Annotated in this window: 16 protein-coding genes; 15 read left to right on the plus strand and 1 reads right to left on the minus strand. The window is 62.2% G+C overall.

The window, feature by feature from the left end; translation table 11 throughout:
• The first annotated feature begins 234 nt into the window (after window positions 1-234).
• The 7 genes from JOH52_RS26330 to JOH52_RS26360 all read left to right on the plus strand — a co-directional run bounded on the left by JOH52_RS26330 (window position 235) and on the right by JOH52_RS26360 (window position 9929).
• Window positions 235-2127: an ABC transporter ATP-binding protein gene (locus JOH52_RS26330; RefSeq protein WP_003531316.1), complete on the plus strand. Its 1893-nt coding sequence runs from the start codon at window positions 235-237 to the stop codon at window positions 2125-2127.
• Window positions 2124-4025, plus strand: coding sequence for an ABC transporter substrate-binding protein (locus JOH52_RS26335; protein ID WP_010975625.1), 1902 nt, complete (start codon window positions 2124-2126; stop codon window positions 4023-4025). The genes JOH52_RS26330 and JOH52_RS26335 overlap by 4 nt, the downstream gene beginning before the upstream one ends.
• A 1-nt stretch (window position 4026) precedes the next feature.
• Window positions 4027-5025, plus strand: coding sequence for an ABC transporter permease (locus JOH52_RS26340; protein WP_003531312.1), 999 nt, complete (start codon window positions 4027-4029; stop codon window positions 5023-5025).
• Window positions 5022-6197, plus strand: a complete 1176-nt coding sequence (locus JOH52_RS26345) for an ABC transporter permease (protein ID WP_013850755.1) — start codon at window positions 5022-5024, stop codon at window positions 6195-6197. Before JOH52_RS26340 ends, JOH52_RS26345 begins: the two co-directional genes overlap by 4 nt.
• Window positions 6198-6276: 79 nt before the next feature.
• Complete coding sequence (locus tag JOH52_RS26350; protein WP_017268316.1) at window positions 6277-7491, plus strand: glycosyltransferase family protein; 1215 nt, start codon at window positions 6277-6279, stop codon at window positions 7489-7491.
• A 6-nt stretch (window positions 7492-7497) separates the two neighbouring features.
• Window positions 7498-8745, plus strand: a complete 1248-nt coding sequence (locus tag JOH52_RS26355) for a glycosyltransferase family 4 protein (protein WP_010975627.1) — start codon at window positions 7498-7500, stop codon at window positions 8743-8745.
• Window positions 8727-9929 (plus strand): glycosyltransferase family protein, encoded by a 1203-nt coding sequence (locus JOH52_RS26360; RefSeq protein ID WP_017272022.1) that lies wholly within the window; start codon window positions 8727-8729, stop codon window positions 9927-9929. Before JOH52_RS26355 ends, JOH52_RS26360 begins: the two co-directional genes overlap by 19 nt.
• On the opposite strand, the gene JOH52_RS26365 is transcribed toward JOH52_RS26360, so the two are convergent.
• A complete protein-coding gene (locus tag JOH52_RS26365) occupies window positions 9907-10581 on the minus strand; it encodes a hypothetical protein (RefSeq protein WP_013850753.1) in 675 nt (224 codons plus the stop codon). The genes JOH52_RS26360 and JOH52_RS26365 overlap by 23 nt on opposite strands.
• A gap of 275 nt (window positions 10582-10856) precedes the next feature.
• Here JOH52_RS26365 and JOH52_RS26370 point away from each other — a divergent pair, with 275 nt between their 5' ends.
• The 8 genes from JOH52_RS26370 to JOH52_RS26405 all read left to right on the plus strand — a co-directional run bounded on the left by JOH52_RS26370 (window position 10857) and on the right by JOH52_RS26405 (window position 19912).
• Window positions 10857-13568, plus strand: a complete 2712-nt coding sequence (locus JOH52_RS26370; RefSeq protein ID WP_014527254.1) for an ABC transporter ATP-binding protein — start codon at window positions 10857-10859, stop codon at window positions 13566-13568.
• A gap of 96 nt (window positions 13569-13664) precedes the next feature.
• Entirely contained in the window at window positions 13665-14129 is a 465-nt protein-coding gene (locus JOH52_RS26375) for a cyclic nucleotide-binding domain-containing protein (RefSeq protein ID WP_003531302.1), read from the plus strand.
• 83 nt (window positions 14130-14212) lie between these two features.
• Window positions 14213-14962: an FkbM family methyltransferase gene (locus JOH52_RS26380; protein ID WP_010975632.1), complete on the plus strand. Its 750-nt coding sequence runs from the start codon at window positions 14213-14215 to the stop codon at window positions 14960-14962.
• Between the two features lie 147 nt (window positions 14963-15109).
• Window positions 15110-16180, plus strand: a complete 1071-nt coding sequence (locus JOH52_RS26385; protein ID WP_013850751.1) for a LacI family DNA-binding transcriptional regulator — start codon at window positions 15110-15112, stop codon at window positions 16178-16180.
• The gene (locus tag JOH52_RS26390) at window positions 16177-17199 is read left to right on the plus strand and encodes an ABC transporter substrate-binding protein (RefSeq protein ID WP_017268319.1); all 1023 of its coding nucleotides are present in this window, start codon (window positions 16177-16179) and stop codon (window positions 17197-17199) included. Before JOH52_RS26385 ends, JOH52_RS26390 begins: the two co-directional genes overlap by 4 nt.
• Window positions 17200-17287: 88 nt before the next feature.
• Window positions 17288-18115: an ABC transporter permease gene (locus JOH52_RS26395; protein ID WP_017272021.1), complete on the plus strand. Its 828-nt coding sequence runs from the start codon at window positions 17288-17290 to the stop codon at window positions 18113-18115.
• On the plus strand, window positions 18112-18891 hold the full coding sequence (locus tag JOH52_RS26400; protein WP_003534075.1) for an ABC transporter permease: 780 nt from the start codon (window positions 18112-18114) through the stop codon (window positions 18889-18891). The genes JOH52_RS26395 and JOH52_RS26400 overlap by 4 nt, the downstream gene beginning before the upstream one ends.
• Complete coding sequence (locus tag JOH52_RS26405; protein ID WP_003534073.1) at window positions 18884-19912, plus strand: ABC transporter ATP-binding protein; 1029 nt, start codon at window positions 18884-18886, stop codon at window positions 19910-19912. The genes JOH52_RS26400 and JOH52_RS26405 overlap by 8 nt, the downstream gene beginning before the upstream one ends.

The raw sequence follows: 19912 nt of genomic DNA on the forward strand, positions 1-19912 counted from the left end.
TGGCAAAAAGTTACAGTGCGTCCGGCGGGGCGGGCAACTTCGCTGTAAGCAATTGCATGTTCCCGTTGATCCTAGCTGATTAAAGGGCAAAAACATGCGGCGCTAAAAGGGTGGAGCGAGCTTTGCGCGCCTGATCAGACGCGCGGCGCTGCGGGAAGTGGCTGCATGATTTTATTTTGGGGGCGGCCTCGAGTTGGGATTGTGCAGGAGGGGTATTGAGGGAAGCGTGCTGCGATGACGTCAGGAGCGGACCTGCTGCGAGTTGAGGGTCTGCGGATCACATTCTCGGTGCTGGGCGGCGAGGTTGAAGCCGTTCGAGGCGCGAATTTCAGAATTCTGCCCGGAAGGGTGACCGCGCTCGTCGGGGAGTCCGGCTCCGGCAAGTCGGCGATCAGCCAGGCGATCATGGGCATCCTGCCGAGCGTGGCAAGCGTCGGCGGCCGGGTGTTGTTCAACGATCCCGAAGCCGAGGCAAACCCCGTCGACCTGCTTTCGCTTGACAGGGACGGGCGCGACATCCAGGAGATCCGCGGCGCACGCATCAGCAAGATCTTCCAGGAACCGATGACATCGCTGTCGCCGCTTCACACGATCGGCAACCAGATCTCCGAAGTGCTGAAGATCCATACGGATGCCGACAAGGCTGGGCGCCGCGAGAGGACGGAGGAACTGCTCGGCTATGTCGGGTTTTCCGATCCGAAGCGGGCATACGACATGTATCCCTTCGAACTTTCCGGCGGCATGCGACAGCGCGCGATGATCGCCATGGCGCTGATCTGCCGTCCGGCCCTGCTCATCGCGGACGAACCGACGACGGCACTCGACGTGACGGTTCAGGCGCAGATATTGCAGCTCCTGCGCGAGCTTCAAAGCAAGCTCAACATGGCCATGCTTCTGATCACCCACGATCTCGGGGTCGTTGCCAACATGGCCGACGAGGTGGTCGTTATCTACCATGGCGAGATCGTCGAGGCCGGACCTGTGGATGCGATCTTCCGCAATCCTCGGCACCCCTATCTCAAGGGTTTGATGGCTGCCGTGCCGCACTTCGACATGAAACCGGGCGAGCGGCTGAAGGCGCTGCGCGAGGTGCCGGTCAAGGCCGGCGCGATCGTCGGCGACCGGGAAGTCAAGAAAGCGGCGGGTCCCAATGTCCTCGTGTCCGTCCGCAACCTTTCAAAGACGTTCTCCACGCGCAGCTCCGGCTGGTTCGGCAGCGGCACGGCATATCGGCATCGCGCTGTCGACAATGTCAGCTTCGACATCCGCCGCGGTGAATGCCTCGGGCTCGTCGGTGAAAGCGGCTGCGGCAAGACGACCGTAAGCAAGATCCTGATGCGGGCGGTGACGCCTGACAAGGGGACGATCACATTCGACGACGGGGAGGGTGCGCTCGACGTCCTGAAGCTCGACGGCGGGGAACTCAAGACGTTGCGGGCCAAGATCCAGATGGTCTTCCAGGATCCCGTCTCGTCTCTTTCGCCGCGCATGACCGTGAAGAACATCCTCAGCGAGCCGCTGGAGATTCACGGACGAGGGACGCCGAAATCGCGTGAGGAACACGTTCGCTCCCTTTTGCAGGCGGTCGGTCTCGACCAGCGCTTCATCAATCGCTATCCCCACAGCTTCTCCGGCGGCCAAAGGCAGCGCATCGGGATCGCCCGGGCGCTCGCGCTCGTGCCGCAGCTTCTCATCTGCGATGAACCCGTTTCTGCGCTCGATGTTTCGGTGCAGGCACAGATCCTGAACCTTCTCAAGGACTTGCAGAAAGAGCTCGGCCTGACGATGCTGTTCATCTCGCACAACCTCGCGGTCGTCGACTACATGGCCGACCGGATCGCGGTCATGTGCGCAGGCCGGATCGTGGAGCTGGCGCCGCGTGAGGTGCTGATGCGCAATCCGGTCCACCCGTACACGAGGTCGCTCCTCGCCGCCGTTCCCTATCCCGATCTCGACCGTAAGCTCGACTTCGATTCCCTTCAGGCGAGCGGCGGATCGGACCAGCAGCGCTGGGGTGCGCAATTCTCCGACGGCGGCGAGAACGGTGCTCTTATTCCCGCCGATCTCGGCGGCGGGCATTATGTCCTCGCCCGCAGATCGGTGGATGCCAGGGAGTTACGCCGATGATCACCCGAAGAACTGCGCTTGGCATTCTCGCTTCGGCTGCATTTCCGAAAGCGATGCTCGCGGCCGCGGGCGGAACCGACGCGCTCGCCACCCTCGTTCAGGAAGGCAAGCTTCCGCCGGTCGGCGAACGATTGCCGAAGACGCCGCGGGTGATCGATGTCGCGGCGATGGGACGCAAGCCCGGCCGACACGGCGGCACGATCCGCAGCCTGATCGGCAGTGCGAAGGACATTCGCCTGATGACGATCTACGGCTATACCCGCCTGGTCGGCTACGACGAGAAGCTCAATCTCCAGCCCGACATTCTCGAAAGCTACGAGACGGTCGAGGATCGTATCTTCACCTTCCATCTGCGCGAGGGCCACAAGTGGTCGGACGGCACGCCGTTGACGGCCGAGGACTTCCGCTACTGCTTCGAAGACGTGCTCCTCAACGAGGATCTGTCCCCGGCCGGCCTGCCGCCCGCGATGGTCATGGACGGACAGGCGGCTAAGTTCGAAATCGTCGACGAGCGAACGGTTCGCTATTCCTGGCCGATGCCGAACCCGGTTTTCCTGCAGGAACTCGCCGCGCCGCAGCCGCTGGTCGTCGTCATGCCTTCGGCCTATCTCAAGCAGTTCCACACGAAATATCAGGATGAGGACAAGCTGAAAGCGTTCCTGAAGGAGCAGCGGGTCAAAAGGTGGAGCCAGCTCCACATGCGCATGGCGCGCTCCTACCGGCCCGAAAATCCGGATCTGCCGACCCTCGACCCGTGGCGCAACACCACGCCCCTGCCGGCCGAACAGTTCGTCTTCGAACGCAACCCCTACTACCACCGGGTGGACGAAAACGGCTTGCAATTGCCTTATATCGACCGATTCGTGCTCAGCGTCAGTTCGTCCTCACTCATTCCGGCAAAGACCGGCACGGGCGAAAGCGACCTGCAGGCATATGGGATCGATTTCGTCGACTATACCTATCTCAAAGATGCGGAGAAGCGGCACCCGGTCGAGGTGAAGCTCTGGAAAAAGACTTCGGGATCACGCCTGGCGCTGCTGCCGAACCTCAACTCTGCCGACCCGGTGTGGCGGCCGCTGCTCAGGGACGTGCGCGTCCGTCGTGCGCTGTCGCTTGCAATCGACCGTCGCGAGATCAACATGGCGGCCTTTTATGGGCTGACGAAGGAAAGCGCCGACACGGTGCTGCCTGAAAGTCCTCTCTTCCGGCCCGAATTCGCAAGTGCCTGGATCGCCCATGATCCGGACCAGGCGAACGCACTGCTCGACGCGGCTGGGCTGGCCAAGCGCGGCAGCGACGGGATCCGTATTCTTCCCGACGGCCGAAAGGCGCAGATCGTGGTGGAGACGGCCGGCGAAAGCACGCTCGATACCGATGTGCTTCAGCTCATAACCGATTACTGGCGCGAGGTCGGCATTTCGCTCTTCATTCGCACCTCGCAGCGGGATACCTTCCGCAGCCGCGCGGTCGGCGGCGAGATAATCATGTCGATGTGGTTCGGCCTCGACAACGGCGTGCCGACCGCGGACATGAGCCCCGGTCAGCTTGCACCGACCACGGACGACCAGCTGCAGTGGCCCGTCTGGGGATTGAACTATATGTCGCATGGCGAAATGGGCGAGGCGCCCGACCTTCCCCCGGTCGTCGAGCTCCTGGACCTGCTAAAGCGCTGGAGGCATTCCGCGGACGATGCCGAGCGTGCGGACATCTGGAGACAGATGTTGTCCATCTACACGGACCAGGTCTTCTCGATCGGGTTGGTCAACAGCTCGCTGCAGCCGATCCTCGTCACGAAGAAGCTGCGCAATTTCCCCGATGAGGGGCTGTACGGTTTCGACCCGACGAGCTACCTCGGCGCCTACAAGCCCGACACCTTCTGGCTGGAACAGGACGACTGAGATGCTGCGGTACATTCTCTGGCGCATCGCAGTCATGGTCCCGACGCTTCTCATCATCTCGGCGCTCGTGTTCGCCATCATCGAGCTGCCCCCCGGCGACTATTTCGAAAGCTACATCGCCGAGATCAGGGCGCAGGGCGAAGGCGTCAATATGGAACAGATCGAGGCGCTGCGTAAGCAGTATGGCTTCGACCAGCCGCCGATCCTGCGCTATGTCCACTGGGTCGCGGGGATGCTCCAGGGCGATTTCGGCTATTCCTTCGAATATGAATTGCCGGTGAGCGAGGTCGTCGGCGAGCGCCTGTGGCTCACGGTCCTGGTCTCCTTCGTCACCATCATCTTCACCTGGGTCATCGCCTTTCCGATTGGCCTCTATGCCGCCACGCACCAGTACAGCTGGGGCGATTACGGCCTGTCGCTGATCGGACTCATCGGCATCGCGATCCCGAATTTCATGCTGGCCCTCGTCCTCATGTATTTCGCCAATATCTGGTTCGGAACCTCGATCGGCCATTTGATGGACCAGAAGTATCTTTCCGAGCCGATGAGCTGGGAAAAGGCGAAGTCGATACTGGAGCATATCTGGATCCCGGTCATCATCGTCGGCGCGGCCGGTACTGCCGGCATGATCCGGCGCCTCAGGGCCAATCTGCTCGACGAGCTCCAGAAGCAATATGTCGTGACCGCCCGCGCCAAGGGGCTTTCGCCCACGCGGACCCTGCTCAAATATCCGCTGCGCATGGCGCTCAATTTCTTCATTTCGGACATCGGCTCGATCCTGCCGGCGATCATTTCGGGCGCGGAAATCACGGCAATCGTGCTGTCCCTCGAAACCACCGGACCGATGCTGATCAAGGCACTGCAGAGCCAGGACATGTATCTAGCCGGTTCGTTCCTGATGTTCCTCGCGTTCCTCACGGTGATCGGAGTGCTGGTTTCCGATCTGGCGCTCGCCGTCCTCGATCCTCGAATTCGTCTGCAAGGCAGGAGCACAAAGTGACGTCACCGATCCCGGCGCCCGGCGAGCCCCTTCCGCACTACGTTTCGACCGCGCCCTTCGACCCGTATTCCGTGGAGGTCATGACCGAGGAGCAGGTGCGGGTGAACCAGGCATCACAGCTGCGCCTGATGTGGTGGAAGTTCAAGCGCCACAAGGTCGCGCTCGCCTCGGGCATCTTCCTCGCGGTGCTCTACGGCATGATCCTGATCTGCGAGTTTCTCGCGCCCTACGACCTGCACACGCGCAATGTCGATTTCATCTATGCGCCGCCGCAGAGGATTCACTTTTTCCACGAGGGTGAATTCGTCGGCCCCTTCGTCTACGGCCGGACGATGACGCTGGACATGGACACGCTGAAGCGCAACTACGCGGACGATACGTCGAAGGTCGAGCCGATCCGGTTCTTCTGCCGCGGCGACGACTACCGTTTTTGGGGTTTGTTCGAAAGCAATCTGCATCTGGTTTGCCCGGCGGAGGGAGGGCAGCTTTTCCTCCTGGGCACGGACCGTCTCGGCCGCGACGTGCTGTCGCGGATCATCTACGGCGCGCGGATATCGCTGACGATCGGACTTCTCGGCATCACCGTCAGCTTCGTTCTCGGCATCGTCATCGGCGGGCTTGCCGGATATCATGGCGGGATCTTCGACCTTGTGGTCCAGAGACTGATCGAAGTCCTGCAGTCGATACCGAGCATTCCGCTCTGGCTTTCTCTGGCGGCGATCATGCCGGCGACATGGAGCCCGCTTCTCATCTATCTGGGTATAACGGTCATCCTAGGCCTTCTCGACTGGACCGGCCTTGCGCGCGCCGTGCGCTCGAAGCTGCTCGCGCTCAGGGAGGAAGACTATGTCCTTGCGGCGCAGCTGATGGGCGCCAGAAGCGGACGCATCATAGGGCGACACCTCGTTCCGGGCTTCATGTCCCATCTCATCGCAACGGCAACGATCTCCATACCCGGCATGATCCTCGGAGAAACGGCGTTGAGCTTCCTCGGCCTCGGCCTGCGCCCTCCGATAACCAGCTGGGGAATCCTGCTCACCGAGGCAAAGAGCGTCAGCGTCATTGCCTTCTATCCTTGGCTGCTTTTCCCCACGATCCCGGTCATTCTTGTGATATTGGCGTTCAACTTCCTGGGAGACGGGTTGCGCGACGCCGCCGATCCCTACAAATAAGCCCCGGTATCGCTGTTGGCTGCAAGCGATCGCTGCAATAGACTTCGACGTTTCTATCTTTGAGCGAAAGGTTTTTCGTATGACACGGCGCTTCGAGGATGCCCGCATCCTCATGTACAGCCACGATACCTTCGGGCTCGGCCATCTCAGACGTTGTCGCGCCATCGCCCATGCACTGGTGGAAGATTACAGCGGACTGCAGATCCTGATCATCTCCGGTGCGACCATCGCCGGCGCCTTCGATTATCGCGCGCGCGTCGACTTCGTGAAGATCCCGAGCGTCATAAAGCTCCGAAACGGCGAATATACCTCGCTGGACCGTCACATCGAGTTGCACGAGACCTTGAAAATGCGGCAGTCGATCATCCGTTCGACAGCGGAAACCTTCCGGCCGGATATTTTCGTCGTCGACAAGGAGCCGATGGGTCTGCGCGGCGAGGTAGAGGATACGCTCGCCTACCTGAAGACGCACGGCACCAGGCTGGTGCTTGGTCTGAGGGAAATCATGGACGCGCCGTACCTCCTTGAAGAGGAATGGAAGCGACGCGACACGATGCGCAAGATCGAGCAGTTCTACGATTCGATCTGGGTCTACGGACCGCCGGACTTCTACGATCCGCTGGTCGGGCTCGACGTGCCCGTTGCCGTGCGCGACCGCATGAACTTCGTCGGATTCCTGCAAAGAAGCGTTCCCAACGACGCACTGCCCGGCCATAAGCCGGAAGGCGACTACATACTGGTCACCACCGGCGGCGGTGGTGACGGAGCGGACCTCATCCATGACGTGATCCACGCCTATCAGGAGGATCCCGAACTCACGCATAACGCGCTCGTCGTCCTCGGCCCCTACATGCCGGCAAAGCAGCGCAACAAGCTGATCAAGAAGGGAAGCAAGATCCCATTCATCAAGATAATCGAGTTCGACAATCGCATGGAGGAACTGATAGCCGGCGCCAGGGGCGTGGTGTCGATGGGCGGCTACAACACCTATTGCGAGATACTCTCTTTCGACAAGCCCGCCCTGATCGTGCCGCGCCTTCAGCCACGCGAAGAACAATTGATCCGCGCCCAGCGTGCCTCGGCACTCGGGCTCGTCGACATGCTGCTTCCTCAGGAAGCGGAGGAGCCGTTGCGCCTTGCTGCGGCCCTGAAGGCGCTGCCGCAGCGCGCGCCTCCGTCGCTCCGCGCCAATGGCCTGAGGCTGGAAGGCCTCGTCCACATATCCGAGATCGTCGGCGAATGGCTCGATCATAGATCGAAAGAGCATTTGGCCGTCGTGAAAAGATCGAACTGAAGACACGTGTCGCCGAAACCGAAGATCGCCGTCGTGCTGAAGGGTTATCCACGCCTTTCGGAAACGTTTATCGCGCAGGAACTGCTGGGCCTCGAAAGAGCAGGGCATGAGCTCGTCCTCGTCGCCCTGCGCCGTCCGACCGACAGGAAACGCCATCCCGTCCATGACGAAATACGCGCGGCCGTCCATTACCTGCCTGAATATCTGCATGAGGAGCCCTTGCGCGTTTTCCGAGCGCTGGTGAAGACCGTCCCGAAGCCCGGCTTCCGGCGGGTGCTCGGGTCGTTCCTCCGAGACCTCGCGCGCGACGTTTCACGCAACCGCTTCCGCCGTCTTGGTCAGGCGCTGGTGCTCGTCACCGAATGGCCGGAAGACGCCGCGTGGCTGCATGCCCACTTCATTCACACGCCGGCCTCGGTAACGGACTATGCCAGCATAATCACCGGCATACCCTGGACCTGCTCTGCCCATGCAAAGGACATCTGGACCTCTAAGGATTGGGAGCTTTCGGGCAAGCTCGACCGGGCCCGCTGGACGGTGACCTGCACCCGAAGCGGCTATGAGCACCTGCGGGACCTGTCGAAGGACCAGACCCGGGTCCATCTGAGCTATCACGGCCTCGATCTCGATCGTTTCCCGGCCTTCGAAGGCGAGCATTCCCGGCGCGACGGCGCGGATCCCGACGATCCGGTGCGCATCGTCAGCGTCGGGCGCGCCGTTCCCAAGAAGGGATATGACGTCCTCCTGAAGGCGCTGTCGTTGTTGCCTGCGGATATCAACTGGCGCTTCGAGCATATCGGTGCGGGAGAGCTCACCGGCGGGCTCCAGGCGCTTGCCGCAAAGCTTGGCATCGAGGATCGCATCCGCTGGCACGGGGCACTCGATCAGAAGGATGTTTTGGGCCGCTACCGTGGGGCCGACATCTTCGCACTGGCGTGCCGGGTGGCGGCCGATGGTGACCGCGACGGCCTGCCGAATGTGCTCGTGGAGGCGTCGAGCCAGCGGCTTGCCTGTATATCGACCGCAGTCTCCGGCATTCCTGAACTTCTTGAAGATGGCAAAAACGGCCTGGTGGTGCCGCCGGAAAGCCCGGAGCCTCTTGCCGCGGCACTGGAGCGGCTGATCCGCGACCCGGAGCTCCGCCGGCGGCTTGGCGCCGCGGGGGAACGGCGCGTGCGCAGCGAGTTCGACCACCACTCCAGCGTCCGTCAGCTGGTCGGGCTCTTCGAAAGCGAATGGAGAAGAAGTCCTTGAGCAGGCCTCGCGTCTTTTTCTATGTGCAGCATCTTCTCGGTATCGGGCATCTGGCGCGCGCGAGCCGCATTGCCGGAGCGCTGGTCGAGCGGGATTTCGAGGTCACGATGGTGACCGGCGGCACGCCGGTGCCGGGCTTTCCGGGGGAAGGTGTGCAGACCGTCGCACTGCCGACGGTGACTGCCGGCGACAAGGGGTTTTCCGGGCTTGTCGACGGCGACGGAAACCCGGTCACGGCCGCTTTTCAGGAGCACCGACGGGATCTGCTCGTCGAGGCGTTCCGCCGCACGGAACCGGAGGTCGTCATCATCGAGGCCTTCCCCTTCGGGCGTCGGCAGATGCGGTTCGAACTGCTGCCGCTGCTCGCTGAAATTGCGGCGAGCAGCCGGCCGCCGCTCGTGACGACGTCGCTGCGCGACATTCTGCAGGAGAGGGTCAAGCCCGGGAGGGCCGAGGAGACTGTCGAACTCGTCAAGAACCATTTCGACCTCGTACTCGTTCACGGTGACCCCGGATTCGCCCGTATCGAGGAGACATTTCCCCTTGCCGACGAAGTCCGCGACAAGGTCGTCTATACGGGCCTCGTCGCCCCGCCGCCGCCAAATGAGGCGGCGGAGAAGTTCGACATCGTCGTTTCGGCGGGCGGAGGCGCGGTCGGCAGGGAGCTGATCGGCGCGGCGCTCGAGGCCGCGAAGCTTCTGCCGAATGCACTTCGCTGGTGTCTGATAACCGGCCCGAACCTGCCGCAGGCGGATTTCGACACATTCGCGGCCGCGGCTCCAGAGGGCGTCAGCCTCTTTCGTTTCCGGCGGGATTTCGGTGGCTTGCTCGGCGGTGCCCGCCTTTCCGTCTCGCAGGCCGGCTACAACACCGTGTGCGACATTCTGCGTGCCGGATGCGCGTGCCTCCTCATCCCCTTTACCGCGGGTGGCGAGACCGAACAGAGCACGCGGGCGGCACGGCTCGAACAGCTCGATCTCGCCGGCGTGCTGCCGGAGGAGGGGATCACGCCTGAGCTTCTGGCCGCGAAGGTGAGCTTCATGCTTGCCCGGCCAAGACCGGCCATCCCGCCGCTCGACCTCGACGGAGCCGCCGGGACGGCGAGGATCATCGGCGAGCGGCTTTCGTCGAGACAGTCCTTTCCTCACCCAGCTCCAGGTCTTAGACCGACCCGATCAGCATGAAGCGCGTGTATCTTTTTGTCGGCAGCGCTCCCGCGAAGTCGATCCGCGCGAGACGCGCCTGCGCTTGAAATTCTTCAAGCGACCTGACGCAGCTTATGTGGGTGGGTTCGCTGAAATAATCGTTCGATTGCAGGAGGACGCGCGTGCCGGGCGAAAGCAGGTCCAGCCAGTTCCGCAGTTCGCCGATGTGTTCGCAGCTCGTGTTGATCAGCAGATCCGCATTCAGGGCGCGATAGTCGAGCGTGTGCATATCGGCCGTCATCGCATGGAATCTGTCGCCGAAGGCTGCGTTGAGCGTGCGCGCCACCGGCTCAACCGCGGGATCGATGTCACAACTCACGGCGAATTCGATGTCGAAGCGCGAATCTTCGAGCAGCATGGCCGACAGAACGCCGTACCAGCCGCCGAGCACGATGATCCGACGACAGTCTGCGCCGATGCTCTCGAAGAGCTTGTCGCGGGCCCACATCTTGCAGTCGACCTGCTTGTGGTTGAAGGCATTGGCAATGTTGGCTTGCGGATGCTTCGCGATGACCCTGGCTATGCCGCCGACGAGCCTGCTGCCGGAATAGGCAGCCAGCCCCCGGGCAAGGTCATGGGCGTTTTCGCGCCAATCTTCGAGAAGGCGGGGAGAGTGGCTGGCATGCGTCATGCGGCTGTTGTAAGCTCACGGTCAAGTGAGCGCAAGGCGCCGGAGGTGGGCCGCAGGAGTGGAGGCAAGAGGCCTGCGTAGATGAGGCGGTACTGCATATCAGTCGGAGGCTTGACATGGCGCATCGCTCTGCTCTCATGCCGGGTAGTCACGATTTCGTGGAGGTAGCGCAGGCCCATTGACGATCAGGCGGACCGGCACCAAGTGCGGCGCTGTAGTCCGCCGGCAGAACAGCCGTGCGATCCCGAATTTCAGATAGGTCTCTTTACCGGCACATGGAACCACGTCTTTCCCGCTACATCTGGACTCACACCCGCAAGCAGCAACTCTGGATATTGCTGGTCGTGGCGCTGTCGATGGTTCCCTATTTCCTGTCCTTCGATCTGCCGAAGCAGATCGTCAACGGACCGATTCAGGGTGCAGGTTTCGACGGCCCCGAGGCGACCCAACCGTTCCTGCCGATTTCCTTCGACCTGCCGTTCTTCGGTGAGGTCAACCTCTTCTCGGGTTTCGATCTCGGCAGGGAAGGCATGCTGCTGGCCTTGAGTCTGGTGTTCCTGCTGCTCGTGATCATCAACGGGCTCTTCAAGTTCTATATCAATACCTACAAGGGCCGGCTCGGCGAGCGGCTTCTGCGGCGAATCCGCTTCGAGCTCGTCGACCGGGTCTTGCGCTTCCCCCCCGGCTATCTCAAGCGCGTGAAGCCGGCCGAAATCTCGACCATGATCAAGGACGAGGTGGAGCCGATGGGCGGCTTCACCGGAGACGCCTTCGTGCAGCCCGCCCTTCTCGGTGGGCAGGCGCTGACGGCGCTGATCTTCATCCTCCTCCAGAGCTTCTGGTTGGGTATCATCGCAGCCTCGATCGTCGCCGTTCAGGCGGTCATTATCCCGCGCATGCGCAGGCGACTGCTGGTGCTCGGCCGCGAGCGTCAGTTGACGGCGCGTGAGCTGTCGGGCCGCGTCAGCGAGATCGTCGACGGCATCGGCACGATCCGCGCCCACGATACCTCCAATTTCGAGCGGGCCGACATTGCCGCGCGGCTCGGCCGGATATTCAAGATCCGCTACGACCTCTATCAGTGGAAGTTTCTGGTCAAGTTCCTGAACAACTTCCTGGCCCAGGTGACGCCGTTCCTGTTCTATTCGATCGGCGGATATTTTGCGCTTCAGGGCCGGCTCGACATCGGCCAGCTTGTCGCGGTCATCGGCGCCTACAAGGATCTTCCGGGCCCCTTGAAGGAATTGATCGATTGGGACCAGGCGCGCCAGGATGTGCAGGTCAAATATGCCCAGGTTGTCGAACAGTTCAGCGTCGAACCTCTGATCGACCCCAAGGTGCAGGCAATCTCCGTCGACCCGGCAACGCCGCTGACGGGAGCGCTGGCTGCCGTCAACCTTTCGGTGGCCGACGACGGTGGCTCGAAAGTCGTGGAGCATGTCTCGCTGCAGATCCAGCCCGGCGAGACGGTCGCGATTACCGGCGGCACGTCCGGGGGTGGCGAGGCGCTGGCCGAGGCTTTCGGCCGGCTGACCTGGCCCGCAACCGGCCGGATCGTCATAGGCGACGCCGATATACACGATTTGCCCGAATCGGTGGTGGGCAGGCGAATATCCTACGCCTCCTCCGACGTCTTCGCCTTCCAGGGCAGCCTCGGCGACAATCTGCTCTACGGGCTCAAGCATGCTCCGTTGACCGAGGTCGTCTATGAGGGCGACAGGGAAGCCCACCGCAGGTGGGAGCTTGTGGAGGCCAAGCTCGCCGGCAATCCGCATTACGATCTGAACAGCGACTGGATCGATTATCAGGCCGCGGGCGCGACCGGGCCGGACGACCTCTTCGCGAAGATCAGGGCCGTGCTGGACGTCGTTCTGTTGAGCAATGACGTCCTGGCTCTTGCTGTCCGCTCGACCATCCATCCGACCGAGCACGTGGCTTTCGCCGGCGAGATCGTGGCGATGCGCAGCGCGCTTCGCCAGCGGCTCGAGGCCGAGAAGCTCAGCGATCTCGTCGTCTTCTTCGAACCGGGCTCCTACAATGTCGAGGCAACGGTCGGGGAGAACCTGCTCTTCGGCACGGTCACCGACAGCAACCGCTGGGAGACGGCGCTCGAGAACCATCCTTTCTTCAAGACCGTTTTAAAGCGGGCAGGCCTGCACGAGACCTTCTACGAGATGGGGCTCGAAATCGCCGAGAACGTCGTGGAACTGTTCCGCGACTTGCCGCCCGACCACCCGTTCTTCCAGCAGCTCACCTTCATGACGGCCGAGGAAATCCCTGCCTACGAAGCGCTTCTTCAGAAGGTAAGGGGAAAGCCGCTCGAGGAGGTGTCCGAGGATGATGCCATCAGGATCATCCGCCTTTGCTTCGGCTATATCGAGCCGCGGCATCGTTTCGGTCTCCTGACGGACGAGCTCATGCAGAAGATCGTCGAGGCGCGGCGGGAGTTCAGCGACGGCCTCCCGGCCGATCTCGTCGGCATCATCGAGCATTACCAACCGGACCGCTACATGGCCTCGGCGACAATCCTGGACAACGTGCTCTTCGGCCGCATCGGGCACAAGCACACGGATGGCTCCGAGCGGATACGTGCGATCGTGCGCGATCTGTTCGAGTCGCTCGGGCTCTATAACAAGGTGCTCGTGTTCGGGCTGGATTTCGACGTCGGCGCCGGCGGCAAGCGGTTGACGTCCGGCCAGCGCCAGAAGCTCAATCTGGCGCGTGCCCTGATCCGGGTCTCGGATTTCTACGTGTTCAACCAGCCGCTTCTGGCGCTCGACCAGCGCACGCAGGACCAGATCACCCGCAAAGCCTTCGCCTTCTTGCGGGACGGCGAGCGCAAGCCCGCCATATTGTGGGTCCTTGCCAACCAGGACCTGGCGGAACTCTTCGACCGCGTCGCGCATTTCGAAAACGGGCGGTTGGCGCGCGACGAACCGGTGGAAACGCATGCAAGAGACAGCGACTACAAGGAACTGGCATCTTGATGTAATATTGTTGTCAGGAGGCAAGCATATGTTCCCGCCGGCACGGGATAGGACCTGTTTGCACCAACCGCGACGCATTCGGAGAACCGGACTGTTATGCTCCTAAAAGATGAAGTGGAAATGCTGCGCCGGATAACGCTGTTTTCCGGACTTCCGCCTGCCAAGCTCAAGCTTCTGGCTTTCACCTCCGACCGGGTGATGTACAGCATGGGAGAAGATCTGTTTCATCAGGGGGATATCGGCGACGCGGCCTATGTGATCCTTTCGGGTAATGCGGATGTGCTCGTTTCGACGCCGAACGGACAGCTGAAAGTCGCCGAAGTGGAGCAGAATTCGATCGTCGGCGAGATCGCCATCCTCTGCAACACGCCGCGTACGGCAACGGTCAAGACGACCACCCCACTCGAAGCTCTGCGGATCCGGAAGGATGATTTCCTCAAACTGTTGGCTGATTTCCCGGAGATGGCAGTCGAGATCATGCGGGTGCTGGCCGACCGCCTCAGCCAGACGACTTCCGAGTTGACGGAGGCGCGCAGCCGCGCCCAGAGGGCAGAGGCCTGAGCCTCGTTCACCCGTTTCCCCCTCCGCGACGTCCCCGGAAAAACCGGTTTCCACTTCGCTTGAAAATGCTCTAGAGAAGCGCGATGCGCGCGATAACCTATTTCCAGAGAACCGTTTATTTCCCAGACAAGCCGGAAAAGGCGCGCTTCTTCAGCCGGTTGCAGTCCGGCCAGTGGGAGCCCGGTACTTTTCGCAACATCGCGCGCTTCGTCGACGGCAAAACGACCTATATCGACATTGGCGGCTGGATCGGGGTCACGCCCTACTGGGCGGCACAGGCTGCCGATAATGTCATTGTCGTCGAACCTGATCCGGTCTGTTTCGGCATTCTCACCGAAATGAAAGGCGCAAACACCGGGGAAGTGAAACTCGTCAATGCGGCCCTTTCGCAAGACGAACGTCTCGTTCTCAATTCCGTGGGCGGCGGCTTCGGGAGTTCGGAAACGTCGGCGCTGATCGCCGACGACACCGGCATGACGATCGAGGCCAAGACGATCACAATTCCCGAGCTTCAGGCGATGGCGAGGACCGAACGTCTCTGCCTCAAGATCGATATCGAAGGCTACGAATACAAGGTTCTCGACCAGTTTCGGGCGATCGACCGGAAGAGGACCGCCGGCGTGCTGCTCGCGGTGCACCCGCAGATCCTGGCCGCTTCGCTCTCCGGGCCTGCCGTTCTGCGCGTAATCAGGACTGCGTCGGCAACCTTCCGCCTGATACGAAGCCTGCGTGGCTTTCGATTGGAGAACCCGTCGGCGCTCTGGGGAGCGATCCGCAAATCGGTTTCCAAAGGCGAGATCAGGGGCTTCGACCTGCTCTTCGTTGCGCGTTGAGGACAACGCCCGGGTACGCTTCATCCACAGGTGAGCGATCTCTGCGGCCAGTTATTAGGTTCGACTCAAAAAAGATTCGACAGGCACGATCGGCTGATATATCGCAGCTTAATCGTTTAATCATCCGATGCGGCGGAAGATAAGGCCTTGGCACGTTCCGGACCCAAACTGACGAGGATAGCCACGGCACTTGGCGTCTCCGCGGCGACGGTCTCCAACGCGCTCTCCGGCAAAGGGCGCGTCTCCGCCGAGCTTGCCGAGAAAATCCGCTCGGTTGCGGCCGAGATCGGATATGTTCCGAGCCAGGCGGGAAGGGCGCTCAGGACCGGCAAGAGCGCGGTCATCGGGCTGGTTCTGCCTGACATCAGCAATCCGCTCTTTCCCCAGATCGCACAGGCGATCGAGTTTGCGGCATCTTCTGCCGGTTACGGCGTGCTGATCGCAGACTCCCGCGGCGACGTCGCCGTCCAGACGAGGGCGATCGAACGCCTCATCGAGCGGGGCGTCGACGGCATGGTCATCGTGCCGCGGCGGGGAACCCGCATTGCCGATGTCGGTTGCCCGGTCGCTGTGGTGGACACGCCCTCGACACCCGGCAACACGGTGGCGGCGGACCATTGGGACGGCGGAAGGCAGATCGCCGAGCATCTCGTCGGACTCGGTCACAGGCGCTTGCTGATCCTAGGCAACAATCCCGCCTCCAACGTGCAGAACGACCGGATCGGCGGGCTTCGCTCGGCCATGCGCGAAGGCGCGCAGGCGGAGACGCTGTGGATCGAACGGCTGGAGCAGGTACACGGCAAGGGCTGCTCGCTCGGGCTCGCCGGGAAGGTGGCGGAAGGCGTGACGGCCTTTGCGGCCGTCTCCGACCTGCAGGCGCTGCGCGCGCTCACGGAACTGCAACGGGCCGGCATCCATGTCCCGGAACAGGCGAGCGTCACCGGGTTCGACGACCTGATCTGGTCACCGGTGGTGACGCCGGCGCTGACCACGATTCGGATGGATATGGCGCGCATCGCGACGCTCGCGGTCGAGGCGCTGGTGCAGGCGATCGGCGCCGGCGAAGCCGAATTTCCATCCCACGGCACGCCCGTTGCCGCCACCATTTCGAAAGTGCCCATGCAACTCGTCGTCCGCCAGTCCACGGCGACGCCACCATCAAACGTGCAGCCAGCCCCCAACGTAAAGCCACCCAGCGAAGGAGAACCGCAGTCATGAAGAAAATCCTCATCGCCTCGACCGCGCTCCTCTTGATCGGCGCCCATGGCGCATCCGCTCAGGAGAAGACCCTGACCATCTCCGTCTACGGCTTCGCCCAGGACGCGTTCAAGGAGCTGGTCTATGATTCATTCGAAGCCAAGTGCGGCTGCAAGCTCGTCGTCGAAACGGGCAACAGCGTCGAACGCCTTGCCAAGATGGAGGCAAACAAGGCCAATCCGGTCGTGGACATGGCGGTGGTTTCCATGGCGGACGCGCTTTCCGCTACAAGGGCCGGCCTGATCGACAAGATCGATACTTCGAAGCTCAGCAATTTCGACAAGCTCTACGACATCGCCAAGGACCCGAACGGCGACGGCATGAGCATCGGCTACACTTTCTACGCCACCTCGATCGTCTATCGTTCCGACAAGGTGGAAGTCACGTCCTGGGCCGATCTACTCGGCGACAAGCTAGCCGGCCATGTGGCTCTCCCGAACGTCACGACCAACCAGGGTCCGCCGACGCTCTACATGATCGGTGAAGCGCTCGGCCAGAATACGCCGGACCTCAAGGCCGCGATCGCCGCAGTCGGCGAAAAGAAGGACGATATCGTCACCTTCTACGTCAAATCCTCGCAGCTCGTGCAGTTAATGCAGCAGGAAGAAATCTGGGCGGCGCCGATCGGCCGGTTCTCCTGGGAAGGTTTCACCAAGATGGATCTGCCGATCAAGTGGGCGACCCCGAAGGAGGGCCAGACCGGCGGCATGAACGTCATGGTTCTGGCCAAGGGCTCGAAGAACCAGGATCTCGCGCTTCAGTTCATGGACTTCTGGTTGTCGACGGAAATCCAGACGGCGCTCGCCGAAAAGCTGGTCGACAGCCCCGCCAACAAGGAAGTGAAGGTCTCGCCGGAGATCGCCGAGAACCTCACCTACGGCGAAGAAACGGTCAAGAACCTGAAGCTCATCCCGTCGGCAGTGGCACTCGACAATCGGGAAGCGTGGCTTTCCGAGTGGAACGCCAAGGTCGGCCAGTAAGAGCCTGGCTCTTGCCTTGCGCGACGCCAGATCCTGCCGGCGTCGCGCCACGTATCCAACGGCGGCACTGCCGCGGAAAGGCGTAGAGATGTTCCACAACCGGGCCGAGGCGCTGGCACTTGCCTTGCCGGCGGCCGTGTTCGCCGCCGTCGTCTTTCTGGCGCCGGTTGTCATCCTGCTTGCCGAAGGCTTCCGCAATGTCGATGGCTGGTCGGTATCCGCCTATACCGGGTTCCTATCCGATCCGCTCAACCGGACGGTGTTCCTGCGCACGCTGCGGCTCGGCGCGGCGGTAACCGTGGTCGCTGCCGTCATCGGCTATGCCGCTGCCTTCGCCATCGTCAACCTGCCGCCGAAAGGCAAGGGCCGGATGATCGGCCTCGTGGTGCTGCCGCTGATGATATCGCCGGTTGCGCGCACCTATGCGTGGATCGTCATTCTGGGGAGGACCGGGATCGTCAACCAGGCATTGACGAGCGTCGGCCTGACCGACGAGCCGGTGCGCTTCCTGTTCACGGAGACGGCGGTCTTCGTCGGGCTCCTGCAGCTCTTTCTGCCGCTGATGATCCTGGCTCTGATCAGTGCGCTCGAAAACATGCCGAAGGACGCGATCCCCGCAGCGCGGGTACTCGGCGCCAATTGGTTTCAGGTCTTCTGGAAGGTCATTTTGCCGCTCACCAGGGAAGGTCTTGTGATCGGCGGAACGCTCGTCTTCACCGGCTCCCTGACAGCCTATATCACCCCGGCGATCCTCGGGGGCTCCAAGGTCCTGATGCTGGAAACGCTTCTTTATCAGCGTGTGACCGTCGCCAATGATTTCGTCTCCGCAAGCGTCATCGCCTTCATCCTGATCGTCATGAGCTTCGCGGCCAATCTTCTCTTGAAGCGGCTCGCGACCGCGAGGAGCAAGCGATGAATTCCCGTCTTTTCCCCGTAACGGTGCTCGTACTCGTCACCGCGTTCCTGATCGGCCCCTTCTTCATCATCGTCGCGGCATCCCTGTCGGGGGGCGAGACGCTTGCCTTTCCGCCGCAAGGCCTTTCGCTGAAATGGGTCGCAAAGGTCTTCGAGGTCGAGAGCTTCCGCGAGAGCTTCGCCATGTCGATGCTGCTTGCCATCGGCGGGACGGCTGCCGCCCTTGCCCTCGGCATCCCGGCATCCTACGCGCTTTCGCGTTACCGGCTGCCCTTCGGCGAAACGGTCCGCACCGTCGTCTCCCTGCCGATCATCGTGCCCGGCATCATCGTCGGCCTGGCGCTGCTACGCTATCTCGTCGTTCCCTTCGGGTTCAATATCACGCTGGCGCTCTTCCTTGCACACACGGCGCTCGTGTTGCCCTATGCGGTGCGCGTCGTCTCGGCGAGCCTCAACAATCTGCGCTCCGATATCGAGGAGGCCGCGGTGCTGCTCGGCTCGTCACGCGCCGGCGCCTTTTTCCGGGTGGTCATGCCGAACATCCGCAGCGGCATTCTCGCCGCCTTCATTCTCGGCTTCGTCACCAGCTTCAATCAGGTGCCGGTTTCGTTGTTCCTGTCCGGCCCGGGCGTGCGCACGCTGCCGATCGACATGCTCTCCTACATGGAGATCACCTATGACCCGTCGGTCGCGGCCCTGTCGGCGCTGCTCGCCTTCATGTCCATCGGCATCGTCTTCCTCGCCGAGCGTTTTCTAGGATTTTCCCGCTATGTCTGATCCCGCCTTCCTCAGCCTCGAAAAATTGACGCTCGCCTATGGCGACACCGTCGCCGTGAAGGATCTCGACCTGTCGATCCGAAAAGGCGAATTGGTTGCGTTTCTCGGGCCTTCGGGCTGCGGCAAGACCACGACGATGCGCTCCATCGCCGGCCTGCTGAAGCCGCAATCGGGCCGTATCAGCCTCGACGGCGCCGACATTACCCGCGTTGCCGCGAACAGGCGTTCCGTCGGTCTTGTCTTCCAGTCCTATGCGCTTTTCCCGCATCTCACCGTCTTCGAGAATGTCGCCTTCGGTCTTCGGCTGAAGGGCCTCTCCGGAGCGGAGCTCGAATCCCGCGTCGGGACCGGCCTGAAATCCGTCGGATTGACGAGCTTTGCCGACCGGAAGCCGGCCGAGCTTTCCGGCGGTCAGCAGCAGCGCGTAGCACTTGCCCGCTCGATGGTGATGGAGCCGAAGGTGCTTCTTCTCGACGAGCCGCTTTCCAACCTCGACGCGCGTCTGAGGCTCGAGATGCGCACGGAACTGCAGCGGGTCCAGAGGGAAACCGGCGTCACGATGATCTTCGTCACCCATGATCAGGGCGAGGCGCTGTCGCTGGCCGACCGCATCGTGGTGATGCTGAACGGCGCGATCGAGCAGATCGGCACGCCGGAAGAGATCTATAACCGGCCCGCCTCGGCCTTCGTGGCCGATTTCGTCGGCTTCGAGAACATCTTTGCCGTCGAGAACGGCAAATTGCGCGCCGGAAACGGCCCGATCGAGCTTCCCGGGCCTTTGCCGCACGATGCGGCGGGGCTTGCCTGGCGTCCGCGCATGGTGACCCTGGGATCAGGTCCTTTCCAGGGCACCGTGCGCGGGGCCTCTTTTTCCGGCAGCACGCGGGAATACCTGCTCGATACGCCGCTCGGTGCGCTGAAGGCCGAAGTGGATGCGGCCGTGCCCGCGCATGCCGCAGGCACCACGCTCGCCTTCGATCTGCCGGTCGAAAAGGCCGCGAAGCTGGAAAGGTTCAATTGA

This window comes from Sinorhizobium meliloti (genome assembly GCF_017876815.1).
Classification (GTDB): domain Bacteria; phylum Pseudomonadota; class Alphaproteobacteria; order Rhizobiales; family Rhizobiaceae; genus Sinorhizobium; species Sinorhizobium meliloti.